Genomic DNA, 19880 nt, shown 5'->3' on the forward strand with positions numbered 1-19880 from the left:
GGGCGGCCGGGTGTGCGGCGGATGCGGCGTGCGGGCCGGTGGCCGGCGCCGCCACACGGCGGGGGCCGGGTCAGCGTGGCCGCGGCGCGCCGGGCGAGGGCGTCTGGCCCGCCGGTGGCGTGCCGGACCCGGCCGCGCCCGTGGTGGCGGCACCCCCCTGCGGGGCCGGTCCCGGGTGGCCTGTGGTGACCGGGGCGCCACCGATCTGCCACTGGCTGCGGGCCAGTGCGGGCAGACGGATCAACTCTTCGAGATCCGCGGACTGGCCGCTGGCCATCGCGGTCTCCAGCAGCTTGAGCTGGTAGCGGAAGCGCTGCGACTGGCGCAGCACCTCCTCGCGGTTGGCCAGCAGGATGTCGCGCCAGATCGTCGGATCGCTGGCGGCGATGCGGGTGAAGTCGCGGAAACCCGGGCCGGCCAGCGACAGGAACTCGGGGCCGGCCGGCTGGTTGGCGATGGCCGAGAAGTAGGCGAAGGCCAGCAGGTGCGGCAGGTGGCTGACGGCGGCGAAGGCCGCGTCATGGCTGTCGGCCGACATCTGCTGGACGACGGCGCCGGCGGCCTGCCACAGCAGCGTCGCACGGTCGACGTGCGAGGCCCGGGTCTGCGGCAGCGGTGTCAGGATCACCTGACGGCCCTGGTAGAGCGCGCCGTCGGCATGCTGGACGCCGGCGGACTCCTTGCCGGCGATCGGGTGAGCGGGCACGAAGCTGCCGATCTTCTCGCCCAGCACACGGCGCGCGGTGTCGACCACGTCGCGCTTGGTCGAGCCGACGTCCATCACCAGCATGTCCGGCGAGACCAGCTCGCGGATGTTCTTCAGCGTGGTCTCGGTGGCGGCCACCGGGACGGCCACCAGCACCACATCCGAGCCCGAGACGGCCAGCAGCGCCGATTCGGCGACGCGGTCGATCACGCCGAGACGGCGCGCCGTCTCGGTGGTGGTCGGCGACTTGCTGTAGCCGACGACCTGACGGACCATGCCGGCGCGCTTGAGGGCCAGCGCGAAGGAGCCGCCGATCAGGCCGCAGCCGATGACACCCAGCTGTTGCACGACGGGCTGCATCGCCGGCTCGCCACCGAGGGTGGTCTGTCCTGTGCTCACGCGTGGCCCGTCCTCAGTGCACGTCCACCGGATAGGCGCCCAGCACCTTGAAGAAGGCGCAGGCCTGGCGCAGCTCCTGCAGCGCCTTGGCGACCTGGGGCTGGTCGGGGTGGCCGGCCACGTCGATGTAGAAGTAGTACTCCCACTGGCCGGAGCGTGCCGGTCGCGACTCGAAGCGGGTCATCGACACGCCGTGGGTCTTCAGCGGGATCAGCAGGTCATGCACCGCACCCGGACGGTTGGGCACGCTGACCACCAGGCTGGTGCTGTCGTGACCCGAGGCCCGCGGCGCCGGATGGCGCTCGGGGTGGGTGACGATGACGAAGCGGGTGCGGTTGTGGGCCTCGTCCTGGATCGCGGGCGACAGCACGTGCAGACCGAACTCGCTGGACGCGCGCAGGCTGGCGATGGCCACCAGCGAGGGATCCTGGGCCGCCAGCCGCGCACCTTCGGCGTTGCTCGACACCGGACGGCGCTCGACGTCGGGCAGGTGGCGGCTGAGCCAGCCGTGGCACTGGGCCAGCGCCTGCGGATGCGCGCAGACGGCGGTGATGCCGTCCATGCCCTCGACGCGGCGCAGCAGGTTGTGGCGCACGATCAGGCTGGTCTCGCCGATGATGAACAGCGGCGAGGTCAGCATCAGGTCCAGCGTGCGGGCGACGCTGCCTTCGGTGCTGTTCTCGATCGGCATCACGCCGAAGTCGGCGGCACCGGCGGTGGTCGCGCGCATCACCTCGTCGAAGTTCGCGCACGGCACGCGCACGATCGACGAGCCGAAGAAGCCGAGGGCGGCCTCCTCGCTGAAGGTGCCGGCCGGGCCGAGATAGGCCACGCGCGTGGGCGTCTCCAGCGCGCGGCAGGCCGACATGATCTCGCGCCAGATCGGCGCGACGCCGTCGTTCTTCAGCGGCCCCGGATTGGCCGTCTTCAGACCGTCGATGACCTGCGCCTCACGCTCGGGGCGGAACACCACCGAGCCTTCCTTCTTCTTGATCTCGCCGACCTCCTGGGCCAGCCGCGCGCGGCGGTTGATCATCTCCAGCAGCTCGCGGTCGAGGGCGTCGATGCGGTCGCGCAGCGCGAGCAACTCGGGTTGCACCGCGGAGGGAGTCGGGGGCGTGTCGGCAGGATCGGCCATGGCGCGGATTCAGACGGACGGAAGGGCGGCCGGGGCCGCGGGGATCACTTCTTGGCCGGGGCGGCGTTGGCCGGCAGGCCCAGCTTCTTGGCGATCGACTGGTCGAGCGCCTTGAACTTGCCTTCCAGCGTGCTGCGGTTGTCGGCGGCGATCTTCTGCACCAGCGCCTGCTGCGACTCGATGCCCATCTGCTGGAACTTGCGGCTGACCGGCGATTCCAGCCAGGCCACCAGCGTCTTGAGCTCGTCCTCGGAGAACTTCTCCTCCAGCGCGGCGCCGTAGGTGGCCGGTGCGGCCTTGACGGCGGCCGACTTCATCGCCGGCACGTTGTCCTCGACGAACTTCTTGGCCTCGGCCTTGATCTCGTTGCCGATCAGCTCGCGCTTGTCGGCGGGCACCTGACCGATGTAGCGGCCGGCGCCGTTGAGCAGTTGCTGGGTGGTCTGCACGACCATGCCGGCGCCGATGGCCTCGATGGCCGGCTGTTGCAGTTGCAGCACCTTCTGCACCAGGGCCTTCTTGTCGGCGGCCTGGGCGGCCGACAGCGTGGTCGCGCAGGCCAGTGCGGTCAGGGCCAGGGTGCGGGCCAGGGGAAAACGGAACATCTTCGGGAATCCTGCGTTGGCGGTGGAGAGCGGCGCCACGGAAGGGGCGCCGTCGGGGTTCAGGTCGAGGATCCGGCGTCTTCGGCCGCGTCGCCCTCGGCGTCATCGCCGCGGTCGTCGCTGCCGCTGCTGTCCACCGCCGCATCGTTCTCGACGATGCGCTGCAGCCCGCTGAGCTTGGCCCCGTCGTCGAGCGCGATCAGCGTCACGCCCTGCGTGGCGCGGCCCATCTCGCGGATCTCGGCGACGCGGGTGCGCACCAGCACGCCCTTGTCGGTGATCAGCATGATCTCGTCCTCGGCACGCACCAGCGTGGCGGCGACCACCTTGCCGTTGCGTTCGCTCTGCTGGATCGCGATCATGCCCTTGGTCCCTCGACCATGCCGCGTGTATTCCACGATCGAGGTGCGTTTGCCATACCCGTTCTCGGTGGCCGTCAGCACGCTCTGGCTCTCGTCCTCGGCCACCAGCATGGCGATGACGTTCTGGCCGTCCTCCAGCATCATGCCGCGCACGCCGCGGGCCTGGCGGCCCATCGGGCGCACGTCGTCCTCGTCGAAGCGCACGGCCTTGCCGCCGTCGGAGAACAGCATCACGTCGTGCTTGCCGTCGGTCAGGGCGGCGCCGATCAGGTAGTCGCCCTCGTCGAGGTCGACGGCGATGATGCCGGCCTTGCGCGGGTTGCTGAAGTCCGGCAGCGCCGTCTTCTTGACCGTGCCGAGCGCCGTGCACATGAAGACGTAGTGGTCCTCGGGGAAGCTGCGGAACTCGCCGGTCAGCGGCAGCACGACGGTGATCTTCTCCTCGGGCTGCAGCGGGAACATGTTGACGATCGGCTTGCCGCGCGAGGCGCGACCGCCCTGCGGCACTTCCCAGACCTTCAGCCAGTAGACCCGGCCGCGGTTGGAGAAGCACAGGATCCAGTCGTGCGTGTTCGCGATGAACAGCTGGTCGATCCAGTCGTCGTCCTTGGTCGAGGCGGCCTGCTTGCCGCGGCCGCCGCGCTTCTGCGCGCGGTACTCGGTCAGCGGCTGGCTCTTGATGTAGCCGGTGTGGCTGAGCGTGACCACCATGTCGGTGGGCGTGATCAGGTCCTCGGTGCCCAGCTCGGTCGCATGGGCCTCGATGACCGAGCGGCGCACGGCCAGCTTGGTCGAGCCGAACTCGGCCTTCAGCGCGCTCAGCTCGTCACCGATGATGGTGGTGACGCGTTCCGGGCGGGCCAGGATGTCGAGCAGGTCGGCGATGACGGCCATCACCTCCTTGTACTCGCCGATGATCTTGTCCTGCTCCAGACCGGTCAGGCGCTGCAGACGCATCTGCAGGATCTCGCCGGCCTGGTCGTCGCTCAGGCGATAGAAGCCGTCGGCCTGCAGGCCGTAGCTGGCCGGCAGGCCTTCCGGGCGATACGCCTCGCGGCCGCCGGGCGTGTCGGTGCCGGCGCGGGTCAGCATCTCGCGCACCAGCGAGCTGTCCCAGCTCTTGCTCATCAGCGCCTGCTTGGCCACCGGCGGCGTCGGCGAGTTCTTGATCGTCTCGATGAACTCGTCGATGTTGGCCAGTGCCACCGCCAGGCCTTCGAGCACATGGCCGCGCTCGCGGGCCTTGCGCAGCTCGTACACGGTGCGCCGCGTCACCACCTCGCGCCGGTGCTCGAGGAAGATCTCCAGCAGCTGCTTGATGTTGCACAGCTTGGGCTGGCCGTCGATCAGCGCGACCATGTTGATGCCGAACGTGTCCTGCAGCTGCGTCTGCTTGTACAGGTTGTTCAGCACCACCTCGGGCACTTCACCGCGCTTGAGCTCGATGACCACCCGCATGCCGGACTTGTCCGACTCGTCCTGGATGTGGCTGATGCCCTCGATCTTCTTCTCGTGCACCAGCTCGGCGATGCGCTCGAGCAGGCTCTTCTTGTTCACCTGGTAGGGGATCTCGTCGACGATGATCGCCTGACGGTCGCCCTTGCCGATGTCCTCGAAGTGGACCTTGGCCCGCATCACGACCTTGCCACGGCCGGTGCGGTAGCCCTCGCGCACGCCGTTGAGGCCGTAGATGATGCCGGCGGTCGGGAAGTCCGGTGCCGGCACGATCTGCATCAGCTCGTCGATCGTCGCCTCCGGTGCCTTCAGCAGGTGATGGCAGGCGTCGATGATCTCGTTGAGGTTGTGCGGCGGGATGTTGGTGGCCATGCCCACCGCGATGCCGGCCGAGCCGTTGACCAGCAGATTGGGCAGCCGCGCCGGCAGCACCGTCGGCTCCTTCTCGGAGCCGTCATAGTTCGGCGCGAAGTCGACCGTTTCCTTGTCGATGTCGGCCAGCATCTCGTGGGCGATCTTCGACAGGCGGATTTCGGTGTACCGCATCGCCGCGGCGTTGTCGCCGTCGATCGAGCCGAAGTTGCCCTGGCCGTCGACCAGCATGTGGCGCAGGCTGAAGTCCTGGGCCATGCGCACGATCGTGTCGTAGACCGCCGTGTCGCCGTGCGGGTGGTACTTGCCGATGACGTCGCCGACGATGCGGGCCGATTTCTTGTACGGCCGGTTCCAGTCGTTGTTCAGCTCGTGCATCGCGTAGAGCACGCGGCGATGCACCGGCTTCAGGCCGTCACGCGCATCAGGCAGGGCACGACCGACGATCACGCTCATCGCGTAATCGAGGTAGGAGCGCCGCATCTCCTCTTCGAGGCTGATGGGCAGGGTTTCCTTGGCGAAGGGCGTCATGCGCGGGTGGCCGCGGGCCGCGGGCGGCCGGACCGGGTCAGTAAGCCAACAGGGACGGACCCGCGCCGCGCCCGTCCTCGTGGACGGCTGCGACGCGGGCCGGGCGAGGCGGATGCCCGGCCCGTGCCCGTGTGTCGGGCCGAGTGACGGACGATCGTGATCGCGGCAACCGGTCATTGTAGACGGCGGCGCACTGTCGCGGCTGAGCAACATCCGCCGGGCTTGCCGCCCCCGTCCGGCCAAAAAAGGGGTGGGCCCGGGACGCTGGTGGCAGAATGAATCGGTCGCCGGCAGGTGCGCGGACGTGGTTCGTACGTGGCGCTTCCTGCTGACTCACGGCATCCGATTTGGACGTTACGCAGGCATCTGCGGCTTTCCTCGAGAGGAGAATCATGAAGAAACTGAACAAGGTGGCGGTGCTCTTCGCGTCGGCCGCGATCGCCGCGCCCTTGGCGGCCTTCGCCCAGGTCAGCACGGGCGGTGACAACTGGCGTTCGACCGACGGCACCGTCTGGAAGAACGGCACCAGCGAACTGTGCTGGCGCGATGCCAACTGGACCCCGGCCACCGCCGCCACCGGCTGCGATGGCGCTGCCAAGCCGGCCGCTGCTCCGGCACCGGCTCCGGCCGCTGCCCCCGCTCCGGCTCCGGCCGCCGTCGCCCCGGCGCCGGTCGCTCCGGCGCCCGCTCCGGTCGCCCCGGCTCCTGCCGCCGCCCCGCGCGCCGTCGTGCCGGTTCCGGTGCCCGCTCCGGCTCCGGCCGCTCCGACCAGCGAGAAGGTCAGCTTCGCCGCCGACGCCTTCTTCGATACCGGCAAGTCGGTCCTGAAGAAGGATGCCCAGGGCAGCCTGGACGAGCTGGTCGGCAAGGCCAAGGGTGTGAACCTGGAAGTCATCATCGCCGTCGGCCACACCGACGCGGTGGGCAGCGATGCCTCGAACCAGAAGCTGTCGGTCCGTCGCTCGGAAGCCGTCAAGTCCTATCTGGTCAAGAAGGGCATCGACAAGAACCGCGTCTACACCGAAGGCAAGGGCGAGAGCGCTCCGGTCGCCGACAACAAGACCGCCGACGGCCGTGCGAAGAACCGCCGCGTCGAGATCGAGGTCGTCGGTACCAAGGACGTCAAGAAGTGATGCCCGGCCGGGCCGTCGTCCGCGACGGTCCGGGGGTGATCACCACCGTGCGGCAGGTCCGCACGGGGTCCCTGCAGAACCCCGCTCCGGCGGGGTTCGTCGTTTCAGGGGTCCGCGCAGGCGGCCGTCACGGCCGCACCCGGCCGCGAGGCCTGTCGCCGGCTTGTCGTCGAGCAGCCGCGCGTGGCGTGGCCCTGCGTCGCCCCGCGCTGCGGTGCGTGTCGGCGTGCCGCTTACCATCGGGCCTCCGTCGTCCATCCGTTCCCAGCGTCCCGTCCGCGGGACCGTCTCCGTCATGAGCACCTTGAATGCCGATCCGCAGGAGCTGGCCAAGTTCGGCGAGCTGGCCCACCGCTGGTGGGACCCCGAGGGCGAGTTCCGCCCGCTGCACCAGATCAATCCGCTGCGCCTGGACTGGATCGACCGGCTGGCCCCTGTGGCTGGCCGTCAGGTGCTGGACGTGGGCTGTGGCGGCGGCATCCTGGCCGAGAGCATGGCCCGTCGTGGCGCGGCCCGGGTGCTGGGCATCGACCTGTCGGTCAAGCCGCTGAAGGTCGCCCAGTTGCACGCGATGGAGGCCGGCCTGCCGAACCTGCGCTACCGTGAGGTCGCGGTCGAGGCGCTGGCGGCCGAGCAGCCGGGCAGCTTCGACACCGTCACCTGCATGGAGATGCTGGAGCACGTGCCCGATCCGGCCTCGGTCATCATGGCGTGTGCGCGGTTGGCGCGGCCCGGTGGCCACGTCTTCTTCTCGACGCTCAACCGCAACCCCAAGGCCTGGCTGATGGCCATCGTCGGGGCCGAGTACGTGCTCAAGCTGCTGCCCAAGGGCACGCACGAATACCAGCGCTTCATCCGCCCGAGCGAGCTCTCGCGCTGGGCGCGCGAAGCCGCGCTCGATCCCCAGGGCTTCGCCGGCCTGGGCTACAACCCGCTGACCCAGCGTTACAGCCTGCACCAGGACACCTCGGTGAATTACCTGCTGCACTGCAAGGTTCCGGGGTGAGCGACGCACACGCCGCGGCCGCGGCCGGGGGCCTGCCGTCGCACGGCCGGCTGCCGCAGGCCGTGCTGTTCGACCTCGACGGCACGCTGGTGGACAGCGCGCCGGATCTGGCCGGGGCGGCCAACGACCTGCGCGTGGCGCGTGGCCTCGATCCCTTGCCCTATGCGCGCTTGCGGCCGCTGGTGGGTACCGGCGCGCGCGGCATGGTCGGTGCGGCCTTCGGCCTGGCGCCGGGTGAGGCCGGTTTCGATGCGTTGAAGGACGCTTTTCTGGCGCGTTATGCGCAGCGCCTGTTGCGCGCCACACGACCGTTCGACGGCGTGGGCGCACTGCTCGACCGGCTGGAGCAGGTCGGCCTGCGCTGGGGCATCGTCACCAACAAGCACCTGTGTTACGCGACCCCGGTGTGCGAGGGCCTGGGCCTGTGGCCACGGGCCGCGGTGCTGGTCGGCGGCGACAGCACGCCTCGGCCCAAACCGCATCCGGACCCGCTGCTGGAGGCCGCCCGGCGCCTGGCGCTGCCTGCGGACGCATGCATCTACGTCGGCGATGACGAGCGCGACATCGTCGCGGCCCGTGCGGCGGGCATGCCGGCGCTGGCCGCTGGCTGGGGCTACCTCGGCGACGGGCCCCGGCCGGCCGACTGGGGCGCCGATGCGGTGCTCGATGCGCCGGCCGCGCTGACGCACTGGCTGGATCTGGCTTAGACTACGCGCTTTCCTGGGGCCGACCTGGCTTCGACGTGGGTACGGAATCGGTTCAGGGCATGCCGAGCACCAGTTCGCTCGTAAAACCACTGGAAACAAAGTAACTGCGAACGACGAACGTTTCGCCCTCGCCGCTTAAACACCGGTGAGCTTCGCAACGGTTGGCCGATGGGCCGGGCCTGAGCCGCAAGGCAAGGGCTGCGAAGTCATGCACATCGGCTGGCGTCCGGCCGGGTCACTTGACCTGACGCGAGATTCAAGGTGACTGGCTGTCCCGGTAGCGTGCTGCTGCGCGACCGGGGCGGTGAGACTCAAATCAGACAGCTACGCATGTAGAACTGGCCGGTGATGGCTTGCGGACGGGGGTTCGATTCCCCCCGGCTCCACCAGACACCAGGATGACAGGGCCCGACCTCACCGTCGGGCCCTTTCTTTTTTCCGGGTCGCCATCGGTGGCAACCCTGAGTGCTGCTTACGTGGAATCCACAGACGGGCACAGGGAGGCGATTCCTAGAATCCGCCGACTCGTGGAGTGTGGCTGTACCCGGTATCGGGGCAGGAGGACTTCAGTGGCCTGTCGCCCGGATCTGCAGTGCAGCGGGCACCCTGAGAACCTGGAGATGAAAGCATGAAGATCAAGAGCCAGAAGGATTTCTGGTCGGGGCTGATGTTCATCGTCGTGGGCCTGGGCTTCGCCCTCGGCGCGATGGAGTACAGCTTCGGCAGCTCGGCCCGACCGGGCCCGGGCTATTTCCCCTTCGGTCTGGGCCTGCTGCAGGCCGTGCTCGGCGCGGTGGTGCTGTTCAAGTCGCTGACCGTCGACACCGCCGACGGCGAGCCGCTGGGCGGCATCGTCTGGCGTCCGCTGGTCATCATCCCGTTGGCCGTCGCGCTGTTCGGCTTCCTGCTGCCGCGGGCCGGCCTGGTCGTCACGCTGCCTGTGACCATCATCGTGGCCTGCCTGGCCGGCGACGAGTTCAGCTGGAAGGACGCGGTGATCTCCGCCGTCGTGCTGACGGTCGCTTCGTGGCTGATCTTCGTGGTCGGTCTGAAACTGGTGATCCCGGTGCTGCCGGCGTTCATGACCGCCACCGGCGCCTGAGGAAACACGCATCATGATGGAACTCATCAACAATCTGGCCATGGGCCTGGGCGTGGCCGTCACGTTCCAGAACCTGCTGTACGCGCTGGCCGGCGCGATCCTCGGCACGCTGATCGGCGTGCTGCCGGGCCTGGGCCCGGTGGCCACCATCGCGATGCTGCTGCCCAGCATCTACTCGCTGGACGCCACGCCGGCGCTGATCATGCTGGCCGGCATCTACTACGGCGCGCAGTACGGTGGTTCGACCACCGCCATCCTGATCAACGTGCCGGGTGAGGCGAGCTCGGTGGTGACCGCGCTCGACGGCTACCAGATGGCCCGCCGTGGCCGCGCCGGTCCGGCGCTGGCCGCCGCCGGTCTGGGCTCGTTCTTCGCCGGTACCGTCGGCACGCTGGTCATCGCCGCCTTCGCGCCGCCGCTGACCGAGCTGGCCTTCAAGTTCGGCCCGGCCGAGTACTTCAGCCTGATGGTGATGGGCCTGATCGGTGCCGTCGTGCTGGCCTCGGGCTCGCTGGTCAAGGCCATCGCGATGATCCTGCTGGGTCTGCTGATCGGCCAGATCAACACCGACGTGATCTCGGGCGTGCCGCGCTACAGCTTCGACATCCCCGAGCTGACCGACGGCATCAGCTTCGTCGTCATCGCGATGGGCGTGTTCGGCTTCGGCGAGATCATCGTCAACCTGAGCCGTCCGGCCGAGACCCGCGAGGTCTTCACCAAGGACGTCAAGGGCCTGTGGCCGACCAAGGAAGACTTCCGCCAGGCCACGCCGGCCGTGCTGCGCGGCACCGTGCTGGGCTCGGTGCTGGGCGTGCTGCCCGGCGGCGGTGCGCTGCTGGCCTCGTTCGCGGCCTACACGCTGGAGAAGAAGTCGCGCGCCAAGCCGGGCGAAGTGCCGTTCGGCCAAGGCAACATCCGCGGCGTGGCCGGTCCCGAGTCGGCCAACAACGCCGGCGCGCAGACCAGCTTCATCCCGATGCTGACGCTGGGCATCCCGCCGAACGCGGTGATGGCGCTGATGGTCGGTGCGATGACCATCAAGGGCATCCAGCCGGGTCCGCAGGTGATGACCAGCAACCCCGAGCTGTTCTGGGGCCTGATCGCCTCGATGTGGGTCGGCAACCTGATCCTGGTGGTCCTGAACCTGCCGCTGATCGGCATCTGGATCAAGCTGCTGACGGTGCCCTACCGCTTCCTGTTCCCGGCCATCGTGGTGTTCTGCTGCATCGGCAGCTACACGCTGAACAACAACAACTTCGATGTCTACATGACGGCGGCCTTCGCGCTGGTCGGCTGGGCCTTCCACAAGATGGGCTGCGAACCGGCGCCGCTGCTGCTGGGCTTCGTGCTCGGCCCGATGATGGAGGAGAACCTGCGCCGCGCGCTGCTGCTGTCGCGCGGTGACTGGACCACCTTCCTGACCCGTCCGCTGTCGGCCGGCCTGCTGATCGCCGCGGCGCTGATGATCGTCGTCGTGATGCTGCCGAGCATCAAGAACAAGCGCGAAGAGGCGTTCCAGGGCGACGATTGAGTCGCCGGCGCGAAGGATCGGTGGCCACCAGGGCCGGCGATCCTTCGACGCGGATCCGTCCGCTGCGCTGACACGGAAGAAAGCCGCCCTCGGGCGGCTTTCTTCATGGGCGGTCCGGATCGATCGTGCGCGGCGCTGCTCAGCCGCGCTGCAGCACCTGATCCACCGCCCGCAGCAGGCCGTTGGCCTCCAGCGGCTTGGTCAGGTACTCGGTGGCGCCGGCATCGAAGGCTTCGTCGATGCGCGCGGGGTGGCTGTCACCGGAGACGACGATCACCGGCAGCTCGCGGGTCGCGGCCTCGGCGCGCAGCGCACGCAGCAGCGCCAGCCCGGGCGCATCCGGCAGATCGAGGTCGAGCAGCAGCAGGTCGATGTCGGCCATTGCGGCACGGCCTTCCGCCGCCGTGCCCACGCAGCGCAGCGCGATGCCCGGGCGTGCGGCCAGCAGGGCCTGCATCACCGCGCGGTCGCTGGCGCGGTCCTCGATGTAGAGCACCTGACCGATGCTGACGTGCGACATCAGCGGCGACAGGAGCGCCGGCGGGTTCAGCGCCGGCATCTCGGCCGAGGCCGTGGCCAGCGGGAGATCCCGTGCATCGCGCGGTGGCCGGCCGACGGCCCGCGGCAGGCACAGCGTGAAGACCGAGCCCTCACCCGGCTGGCTGCTGACCTCGATGTCGCCGCCCATGGCCTGGGCCAGGCGGCGGCTGATGACCAGGCCGATGCCGGTGCCGTCCGTGTCGGTCGCGTCGTCGGCCCGATCCTGCGTGCGGGCCCGGGCCGGGTCCGTCAGCCGCTGGAAGGGCACGAACAGCTGGGCGATGCCGGCCTCGTCCAGCCCGGGGCCGGTGTCGTGGACCTCGATGCGCACGTCGCCGACACCGCCCGCGCGGGCGCGCAGTTCGGCCCGGCCTCCGGGGTGGTTGTAGCGGACGGCGTTGGCCAGCAGGTTGATCAGCACCTGGCGCAGCCGCACCGGGTCGGCCTGCACGGCCTCGGCCGAGGGCGACAGCGACAGGGCCAGCTGCACCCCGGCGCGTGCCGCGGCCGGCTCGACGATGGCCAGCGCATCCTGGGCCACCTCGGGCAGGCTGACCGGCTCCAGCGTCAGGCGCAGATGGCCGGCCTCCATGCGCGAGAGGTCGAGCACGTCGTTGATCATGTCCTGCAGGTGCCAGCCGGCCTGGCGGATGCGCGCCAGCGCGTGGCGGGCGGGCGGGCCGTCGAGCGTGTCCTGGTCGCCGTGGTCCAGGGCCTGGGCGAAGCCGAGGATGGCGTTCAGCGGCGTGCGCAGTTCGTGGCTGAGCCGGGCCAGGAAGTCGCTCTGGGCACGGCGGGCGATCTCGGCCTGCTCGCGTTCGCGCTCGGCCTCGCGCAGGCGCAGCACCGGCGTCAGGTCCTGCAGCGCGCCGACGGTGGCCAGCGGCCGGCCTTCGGTGTCGTGCAGCGTGCGCAGGCTGGCGGCGACCTGGAGCACGCGTCCGTCAGGGGTCAGGTAGCGCTGGCGCGTGCCCTGGCCACCGGCCATCGCGGCCGCCGTGCCGTCGTCCTCGGTCACGTCGGGCAGACGGATGTCGTCCAGCGGCCGGCCGAGCAGGGCGTCGGCCGCGCAGCCCATCATCGTGCAGAAGGCCGGGTTGACCATGCGCAGCACGCCCTCGGTGTCGACCAGGGTGACGCCGATGTGGACGCTGTCGAAGATGGCGCGGAAGCGCTGCTCACTGGCGGCGGCGGCGGCCTCGGCCTGGCGGCGTTCCTCGACCTCGGCCTGCAGCGCCCGGGTGCGCTCGTTGACGCGTTCCTCGATGCGGGCCAGCCGGCCGGTGAGTGCCAGCAGCAGCGTGGCCAGCAGCATGCTGCCGGCCATTGCCGGCAGGGCCAGCATCCAGGCGGCGCTGAAGACGCGGTCGTCGGCACTGGCCGGCTCGGCGACCATCAGGTCCAGCGGGTGGTCGGCCAGCATCACGCGGTGGTGGGCCACCCGGGCGAGCTTGCCGAGCGCGCCGTCCTCGCAGTGCGGCGGGCCGGCCAGGCGCTGGCTGCCGGCCGCGGGGTGGCCGTCGATCAGGCAGGCCACCAGGTTCGGATCGTCGGCGGCGGGCAGGGCCTCGGCCAGCAGCCGGTCGAGCTGCAGGCTGACATGGACCAGGCTGAGCGCCGTGTCCGGCGTGCGGCCGACCGGGCGCAGCAGCGTCACCCGTGTGTCCTGCTGGCTGCCGGCATTGGCCAGCAGCAGGGTCTGGGGCTGGCGCCAGACGGCCTCGCCGAGCGGGGGCAGCCGCGCGCCGGCGGTGGCCTGTGGCGCGGTCCACGCATGGCCGCCGCCTTCGCGGTGCAGCCATCCGGCACCGCTCAGGCCCGGCATGCGGCGCTGCCAGGAGGCGAGCAGCGCGTCGAAGGCGGCGGGCCGCAGCGGCTGGCCATCGGCCGCCGCCACGGTCAACTGGCCCTGCATGGCGGTCAGCAGATCCTGGGTCTGTTCGAGCAGGCGCTGGGTGCGCCACAGGCGCTCGCTGCTGGCCGCCTCGAAGCGGGCCTGCAGCCGGATGTCGTCCCGGCGGGCGACCTCGGCGATGCCGGGCAGCAGCACCGCCAACATCGCCAGCAGCGGCAGCGCCACCTGCCGGCGACGGCTCCGCCACAGCGTGCGCGGACGGCCGATCCAGGTCCAGACGATCGCCGCGCCGACGACCAGCCCGGCCGCATCGGCCAGCAGGCGTCCCAGGGCCAGGGCCAGATGGCTGTGCAGCGCCGGGGCCGGTGCGGCCGGCAGCGTCAGGCTGAGCAGCCCGTGGCCCAGGGCACCGGCCAGGCCGGCGCCCAGCGCGGCCCACAGCAGGCGGCGCAGCCCCGGTCCGTCGTCCAGGGCCCGCGGGTCGCCGGCCGTGTCGTGGTCGCCATCGCGCGCCGACGGGCCGGGCCGCGCGGCGCCATGGCCCAGCGCTGCGCCGAACAGGGCCAGCTGCACGGCCGCGACCAGCGTGCGTCCACCGGCCATGGCCCACAGGGCGGCACCCGACAGCGCGCCCGACAGCAGCCACGCCTCGGCCCCGGCGATGCCGGCCAGCGCGGCCCAGCCTGCCGTGCGGCCATGCCCGATGCGTGCCGCCGCGGCCACGCCGAGGGCCAGCGACCAGGGGGCGAGTTCGGCCACGCCGAGCGGCATCCGTGGCACGACGGCCTGCAGCAGCGCGCAGACCAGGGCCAGCGCGAGCGCGCGGGGCAGGGTGGGGGTCAGGGTCATGGTCGACGGGGCACCCATCCGGTGCCGGCGCTGGGGAAGCCGCATGACCCGGGCCGCCCGTCCCCCACGGCACGGGCCGCCGGGACCCGCCTGCCCGGGGCCGATCGGCGCTGAGTATCACCCAGTGCGGGTGGGCGCACGGCCCTGCCTGCCGGGCCGTGGGGGGCGCAGGTGTGACAGCCTGTGGCGGGGTGTCGACCGCTCCCTAGAATGCCGCATGAATGCCGCTGTCCGCCCGTCCTCCGCCCGTGATCTGGCTGGGCTGTGGATGGCGATCGCGGGCTCGGTGGCGTTCTCGGGCAAGGCCATCATCGTCAAGCTGTCCTATCGCCACGGGGTCGATGCGCTGACGCTCATCATGCTGCGCATGCTGGTGGCCTTGCCCTTGTTCCTGCTGCTGGTGTGGTGGGCTGGGCGGGGGCGTCCGGCGCTCGATCCGCGCACGCGCCTCCAGGTGCTGGCGCTCGGCTTCAGCGGCTACTACCTGGCCAGCCTGCTCGATTTCCTCGGTCTGCAGCACATCACGGCCAGCCTCGAGCGCCTGATCCTTTACTTGATGCCCATGGTCGTGCTGGGCCTCAACCGGCTGCTGTTCGGCCAGCGCGCGACGGCGCGTCAGCTCGGCGCCCTGGTGCTCGGCTATGGCGGGCTGGCGCTGGTCTTCGGTCATGAGCTGCGGCTGGACGGGCCGCAGGTGGCCACCGGTGCGGCGCTGGTGTTCGCCAGCACGCTGAGCTATGCGGCCTATCTGGTGGGCAGTGGTCGGGTGGTCGCCCGCGTGGGGGCGCTGCGGCTGTCGGCCCTGGCGGGCAGCGTGGCCTGCGGGCTGTGCCTCGCGCACTGGCTGCTGGCGCGTGTCTGGCAGGTGGTGCAGGAGCCGGCGTGGCCGGGCGGTGCCGCGGCCGGCGGCAGCGGCGGTCTCGCGGCCGTCTGGTGGCAGGCCAGCGGGCTGCCGGCGGTCGCCACCGAGGTCTGGTGGCTGGCGCTGCTCAACGGCACGCTGTGCACGGTGCTGCCGGTGGCGCTGACGATGGCGGCCATCGAGCGCATCGGTGCGAGCCGTGCGGCGCAGCTGGGCATGATCGGTCCGCTGAGCACGATCGCGTTGGGCATCGTGCTGCTGGGCGAGCCGCTGACCGGCTGGCTGCTGGCCGGCAGTGCCTGCGTGCTGGCGGGCGTGGCGCTGCTGGCGCGCGGCCGCTGAGACGGTTGCCAGGGTGGCAACGGACAACATGAGGAGCATGAGCGATGGATCTGGGTATCGCGGGCCGCTGGGCCCTGGTGTGTGCGGCCAGCAAGGGCCTGGGGCTGGGCTGTGCCCGGGCGTTGGCGGCTGAAGGGGTGAACCTGGTCATCACGGCCCGGGGTGACGCGGTGCTGCAGCAGGCCGCACAGGCGCTGCGTGATGCCCACCCGGACATCACGGTGCGGGCGGTGGCCGGCGACATCACCACGGCCGAGGGCCGGGCCGCCGCGCTGGCCGCGTGCCCTCAGGTCGACATCCTGGTCAACAACGCGGGCGGGCCGCCGACCGGGGATTTCCGCCAGTGGGACCGCGACACCTGGCTGCGCGCGCTGGAGGCCAACATGCTGGCGCCGATCGAGCTGATCCGCGCCAGCGTCGATGCGATGGCGGCACGCGGCTACGGCCGGGTGATCAACATCACCTCCGGTGCCGTCAAGGCGCCGATCGACACCCTCGGCCTGTCCAACGGCGCACGCAGCGGCCTGACCGGCTTCGTCGCCGGCCTGGCGCGCCAGCCGCAACTGGCCTCGCGCGGGGTGACGATCAACAACCTGCTGCCCGGCGCCTTCGACACCGAGCGGCTGCAGGCCACCTTCGCCGGCGGCGCGGCCAAGACCGGTCTGGCCGTGGACGAGGTCGCGGCACGGCGGCGCGCCGGCATCCCGGCCGGCCGCTTCGGCCTGCCCGACGAGTTCGGCGCCCTGTGCGCCTTTCTCTGCAGCCCGCTCGCCGGCTATCTGACCGGGCAGAACCTGCTGATCGACGGCGGGGCCTATCCGGGCACCTTCTGAGCCCCGAGGGCCGGGCTGCACCGGAGCCCGCCCGCCCTCGGAAAACCCGGATCCGCCGCCGGCCGTCGCACCCGGCGGGCTCGATACACTGGCCGGTCGTGCGGCGTCGACGCTGCACGACCTTCCCGCGGGAGTCCGGCCGGACTCCCTGCCTTCCGCTGGTTCTGCTGGAGTCCGCCTTCCCGTGTCCGACCGTCTTGCCGTCCTGCCCCAGTACCTGTTGCCCAAGCAGGCCCTCACGCGTCTGGCCGGGCGGGGCGCACGGGCGCAGGCCGGCGGGCTGACGACCTGGGCCATCCGCCGTTTCGTCGAGCGCTACCGGGTCGACATGGCCGAGGCCGCCGAGCCCGATCCGGCCGCCTACGCCAGCTTCAACGATTTCTTCACCCGCGCGCTCAAGCCTGGCGCGCGGCCGCTGGATCCGGCCGCCGGCTGGCTGTGTCCGGTCGATGGCGCGCTCAGCCAGTGCGGCCCGGTCACCGGCGACCAGATCTTCCAGGCCAAGGGCCACCACTACACGAGCACCGCGCTGGTCGGCGGCGATGCGGCGCTGGCCGAGCGCTTCCGTGACGGCCACTTCGCCACGCTCTACCTGAGCCCGCGCGACTACCACCGCATCCACATGCCGCGCGCCGGCACGCTGCGTCGCATGCTGCACGTGCCGGGCGATCTGTTCTCGGTCAACCCCACCACCGCGCGCGGCGTGCCGGGCCTGTTCGCCCGCAACGAGCGCGTGGTCTGCCTGTTCGACGATGACGACGGCCGGCCCTTCATCATGGTGCTGGTGGGCGCGACCATCGTCGGCAGCATGGCCACGGTCTGGCATGGCGTGGTCAACCCGCCGCGGCCGGGCACCGTCCGCGACTGGCATTACGGCCCGGATCAGGTGCAGCCCGCCGTGCGGCTGGAACGGGGCGCCGAGATGGGCCGTTTCCTGCTGGGCTCCACCGTCGTCATGCTGATGCCCGCCGGCCCGCTGCGTTTCCCGTCCCGCTGGCAGCCCGGCGCATCGCTGCGCCTGGGCGAGGCGATGGCCTGAGCCGCGGGCACGGCCCGCACCGTGCCCTTCGTTCCCTCCTGACCGTGGCTGGCCCTCGTTGCGGCCGGCCCTGACCGCTCCAGATGAAGACCCACACCATCGAGATCCAGCGCATCCGCGCACTGACCGACCGCCACGGCCTGGTGCTGGCCAAGGTCGACGCCTTCGTCCAGCCCATGCGTCCGGCTGACGGCCAGGATGAGGACAGCGTCGGCCCGCCGGCCAGCGTCATCAGCCTGTCGGTCGAGGATGCGCGCGTGCTCTACCAGCTGCTGAAGAAGCAGTTCGCCACCATCGACGGCCGCAAGGCGCGCAGCCAGCGCTGATCAGGCGCGCGCCGGTGCCGGCCGCCGCGACGAGACCACGATGCCGCCGACGATCAGCGCGAAGGCCAGCCCGTGGAAGGGCTGCGGCCATTCGCCCAGCAGCGCCGCCGACAGCAGGGCGGCGAACAGCGGGATCAGGTTGATGAAGAAGGCCGCCATGGCCGGGCCGGCCTGCGCCACGCCCAGGCCCCACAGCCGGTAGGCGATCAGCGAGGGCCCGATGGCGATGTAGGCCAGCGCCAGCAGCAGCAGCGGGCTCCACTGCACCGGCGGCGTCGGGCTGACCACGTCGGCCGTGCCGGCGGCCAGCGTGGCCCAGCCCAGGCCCAACAGCATCTGCACCCACAGGAACTGCGCCCAGTCCCAGGGCGGGCGCTCGCCGCCGCGCATCGAGGCCGGCGGGCGCGCCAGCAGCCAGCTGTAGACGCTCCAGCTCAGCGTGGCGGCGATCATGTAGAGGTCGCCCGTCACCAGGTGCAGACGGGCCAGCGCGGTCAGGTCGCCGCGGCCCAGCACCAGGGCCACGCCCAGCAGCGACAGGCCGGCGCCGGCCAGCTGCATCAGCCGCGGCCGCTCACCGTAGAAGAAGGCGCCGATGGCCAGCGCCACCACCGGGCTGGAGGCCGAGATCAGCGTCGCGTTCAGCGGCGTCGAGGTGCGCAGCGCCATGTACTGCAGCGCGTTGTAGGCGCCCACGCCGGTCAGGCTCAGCAGCGCCAGATGCGGCCAGCGTTCGCCGATGCGCGCGCGGGCCTCGCGCGTGCCCACCGCGCGCCAGCCCAGCGGTGCCAGCAGCGCCAGCGCGATCGCCCAGCGCGCGGCGTTCAGCCACAGCGCGGGCATGGCCTGCACGGCCAGCCGGCCGATCACCGCATTGCCGGCCCACAGCAGCGGCGGGATGGTCATCAGGAGCGCGAGGCGCGGGGTCATGCTCATGCGGGCGGATTGTCCCGTGGTGGCTGACATCTGCCTGGATGGCGCCGCCGCCACGGGTGCCACCGGCCTGTGCGCCGATGCCCAGGCCGTGGGCAGGGCCGCGGGGGGTGCACGGGGCGGCCGGGCGTCGGCCGCGCGCTACGCTGCGCACCGGCCGTCCGCGGCGCGGCACCGGCCCCACCGCGCGCCTGGGCCCCCTGGCCGCCCTGCATTCCGTACCGAGAGACCGAGGAGACTCTGGATGACCCCGTCCGCCCTGTCCAACCCCGCCGTCCGCATCCGTGCCCACGGCGGCCCCGAGGTGCTGGAGCTGCACGATGCGCCGGTCGGCGAGCCCGGTCCGGGCCAGCTGCGCATCCGCCATGCGGCCATCGGCCTGAACTTCATCGACGTCTACCAGCGCACCGGCCTGTACCCGGGCGAGCTGCCGCGGGCCCTCGGCATGGAGGGCGCCGGTGTGGTCGAGGCGATCGGCGCCGGCGTCACCCATCTGGCCGTCGGCGACCGCGTGGCCTATGCGGCCAACCCGCCCGGCAGCTACTGCCTGCGCCGCGTGATGCCGGCCGAGCACGTCTGCCGCCTGCCCGAGGGCATCGCCTTCGACACCGCCGCGGCCATGATGCTCAAGGGCCTGACGGCGCAGTACCTGCTGCGTCGCACGCGGCCGGTCGAGGGGCTGGAGGCGGGCGACTTCGTGCTGTGGCACGCGGCGGCCGGCGGCGTCGGCCTGATCGCCTGCCAGTGGGCGCGGGCGCTGGGCCTGCAGCTGATCGGCACCGCCGGCTCGGCCGAGAAGTGCGCGCTGGCGCTCGCCCACGGCGCCGCCCACGCGATCGACTACCGGCGCGAGGACTGGGTGGCCCGCGTGCGCGAGATCACCGGCGGCCAGGGCGTGAAGGTGGTCTACGACAGCGTCGGCAAGGACACCTTCGAGGGCAGCCTGGACGTGCTGCGCCCCTTCGGCCTGATGGCCAGCTTCGGCAATGCCTCGGGCCCGGTGCCGCCGGTGGCGCCGGGCGTGCTGGCCGCCAAGGGCAGCCTCTACCTGACGCGCCAGACCCTGTTCACCCACCTGCGCGACCGCGCGACCACCCAGGCCATGGCCGACGAGCTGTTCGCCGTGGTGGCCGACGGCCGGGTGAAGATCCGCATCGACCAGCGCCATGCCCTGGCCGACGTGGCCGACGCCCACCGTGCGCTGGAGGCGCGGGCGACCACCGGCAGCAGCGTGCTGCGGCCCTGAACGCGGCC

The 19880-nt window shown here is 71.5% G+C and carries 16 protein-coding genes and 1 other RNA gene; 11 read left to right on the plus strand and 6 right to left on the minus strand.

From position 1 onward, the window contains the following. Nucleotides 1-70: 70 nt before the first annotated feature. The 4 genes from AACH11_RS06935 to gyrA are packed head-to-tail and all read right to left on the minus strand — an operon-like array spanning nucleotide 71 to nucleotide 5568. Nucleotides 71-1066 carry a prephenate dehydrogenase gene (locus AACH11_RS06935; RefSeq protein WP_341373571.1) on the minus strand — a complete coding sequence of 332 codons (996 nt, stop codon included), beginning with the start codon at nucleotides 1064-1066 and terminating at the stop codon, nucleotides 71-73. A 52-nt stretch (nucleotides 1067-1118) separates the two neighbouring features. Further along, on the minus strand, nucleotides 1119-2243 hold the full coding sequence (gene pheA / locus AACH11_RS06940) for a prephenate dehydratase (RefSeq protein ID WP_341373468.1): 1125 nt from the start codon (nucleotides 2241-2243) through the stop codon (nucleotides 1119-1121). 44 nt (nucleotides 2244-2287) lie between these two features. Continuing rightward, entirely contained in the window at nucleotides 2288-2848 is a 561-nt protein-coding gene (locus AACH11_RS06945; RefSeq protein WP_341373469.1) for a DUF2059 domain-containing protein, read from the minus strand. 59 nt (nucleotides 2849-2907) lie between these two features. Beyond that, complete coding sequence (gene gyrA / locus AACH11_RS06950) at nucleotides 2908-5568, minus strand: DNA gyrase subunit A (RefSeq protein ID WP_341373470.1); 2661 nt, start codon at nucleotides 5566-5568, stop codon at nucleotides 2908-2910. A gap of 392 nt (nucleotides 5569-5960) precedes the next feature. Between gyrA and AACH11_RS06955 the strand changes: the two genes are divergently transcribed. The 6 genes from AACH11_RS06955 (at nucleotide 5961) to AACH11_RS06980 (ending at nucleotide 11047) form a co-directional block, all read left to right on the plus strand. Continuing rightward, nucleotides 5961-6701, plus strand: a complete 741-nt coding sequence (locus AACH11_RS06955; protein ID WP_341373471.1) for an OmpA family protein — start codon at nucleotides 5961-5963, stop codon at nucleotides 6699-6701. A gap of 295 nt (nucleotides 6702-6996) precedes the next feature. Continuing rightward, nucleotides 6997-7707 (plus strand): bifunctional 2-polyprenyl-6-hydroxyphenol methylase/3-demethylubiquinol 3-O-methyltransferase UbiG, encoded by a 711-nt coding sequence (gene ubiG / locus AACH11_RS06960; protein WP_341373472.1) that lies wholly within the window; start codon nucleotides 6997-6999, stop codon nucleotides 7705-7707. Further along, nucleotides 7704-8414, plus strand: coding sequence for a phosphoglycolate phosphatase (gene gph, locus AACH11_RS06965; protein ID WP_341373473.1), 711 nt, complete (start codon nucleotides 7704-7706; stop codon nucleotides 8412-8414). Before ubiG ends, gph begins: the two co-directional genes overlap by 4 nt. 15 nt (nucleotides 8415-8429) lie before the next feature. Then, nucleotides 8430-8803, plus strand: a transfer-messenger RNA (tmRNA) gene (ssrA, locus tag AACH11_RS06970). 239 nt (nucleotides 8804-9042) lie between these two features. After that, complete coding sequence (locus tag AACH11_RS06975; RefSeq protein WP_341373474.1) at nucleotides 9043-9516, plus strand: tripartite tricarboxylate transporter TctB family protein; 474 nt, start codon at nucleotides 9043-9045, stop codon at nucleotides 9514-9516. A 16-nt stretch (nucleotides 9517-9532) separates the two neighbouring features. Then, entirely contained in the window at nucleotides 9533-11047 is a 1515-nt protein-coding gene (locus AACH11_RS06980; protein ID WP_341373572.1) for a tripartite tricarboxylate transporter permease, read from the plus strand. A 139-nt stretch (nucleotides 11048-11186) separates the two neighbouring features. Here AACH11_RS06980 and AACH11_RS06985 read toward each other — a convergent pair whose 3' ends face one another. Next, entirely contained in the window at nucleotides 11187-14291 is a 3105-nt protein-coding gene (locus AACH11_RS06985) for a hybrid sensor histidine kinase/response regulator (RefSeq protein WP_341373475.1), read from the minus strand. Between the two features lie 217 nt (nucleotides 14292-14508). On the opposite strand from AACH11_RS06985, the gene AACH11_RS06990 reads away from it, so the two are divergent. The 4 genes from AACH11_RS06990 (at nucleotide 14509) to AACH11_RS07005 (ending at nucleotide 17693) form a co-directional block, all read left to right on the plus strand. Further along, the gene (locus AACH11_RS06990; protein ID WP_341373476.1) at nucleotides 14509-15495 is read left to right on the plus strand and encodes a DMT family transporter; all 987 of its coding nucleotides are present in this window, start codon (nucleotides 14509-14511) and stop codon (nucleotides 15493-15495) included. Nucleotides 15496-15539: 44 nt separating this feature from the next. Then, complete coding sequence (locus AACH11_RS06995; protein WP_341373477.1) at nucleotides 15540-16328, plus strand: SDR family oxidoreductase; 789 nt, start codon at nucleotides 15540-15542, stop codon at nucleotides 16326-16328. 184 nt (nucleotides 16329-16512) lie between these two features. Continuing rightward, nucleotides 16513-17367 carry an archaetidylserine decarboxylase gene (gene asd / locus AACH11_RS07000; RefSeq protein WP_341373478.1) on the plus strand — a complete coding sequence of 285 codons (855 nt, stop codon included), beginning with the start codon at nucleotides 16513-16515 and terminating at the stop codon, nucleotides 17365-17367. Between the two features lie 83 nt (nucleotides 17368-17450). After that, nucleotides 17451-17693, plus strand: a complete 243-nt coding sequence (locus AACH11_RS07005) for a hypothetical protein (protein WP_341373479.1) — start codon at nucleotides 17451-17453, stop codon at nucleotides 17691-17693. On the opposite strand, the gene AACH11_RS07010 is transcribed toward AACH11_RS07005, so the two are convergent. Continuing rightward, nucleotides 17694-18629 (minus strand): DMT family transporter, encoded by a 936-nt coding sequence (locus AACH11_RS07010; RefSeq protein ID WP_341373480.1) that lies wholly within the window; start codon nucleotides 18627-18629, stop codon nucleotides 17694-17696. A 241-nt stretch (nucleotides 18630-18870) separates the two neighbouring features. Here AACH11_RS07010 and AACH11_RS07015 point away from each other — a divergent pair, with 241 nt between their 5' ends. Continuing rightward, nucleotides 18871-19872: a quinone oxidoreductase family protein gene (locus AACH11_RS07015; RefSeq protein WP_341373481.1), complete on the plus strand. Its 1002-nt coding sequence runs from the start codon at nucleotides 18871-18873 to the stop codon at nucleotides 19870-19872. Nucleotides 19873-19880 lie beyond the last annotated feature (8 nt).

This window comes from Pseudaquabacterium rugosum, from assembly GCF_038066575.1.
Lineage (GTDB): Bacteria > Pseudomonadota > Gammaproteobacteria > Burkholderiales > Burkholderiaceae_C > Pseudaquabacterium > Pseudaquabacterium rugosum.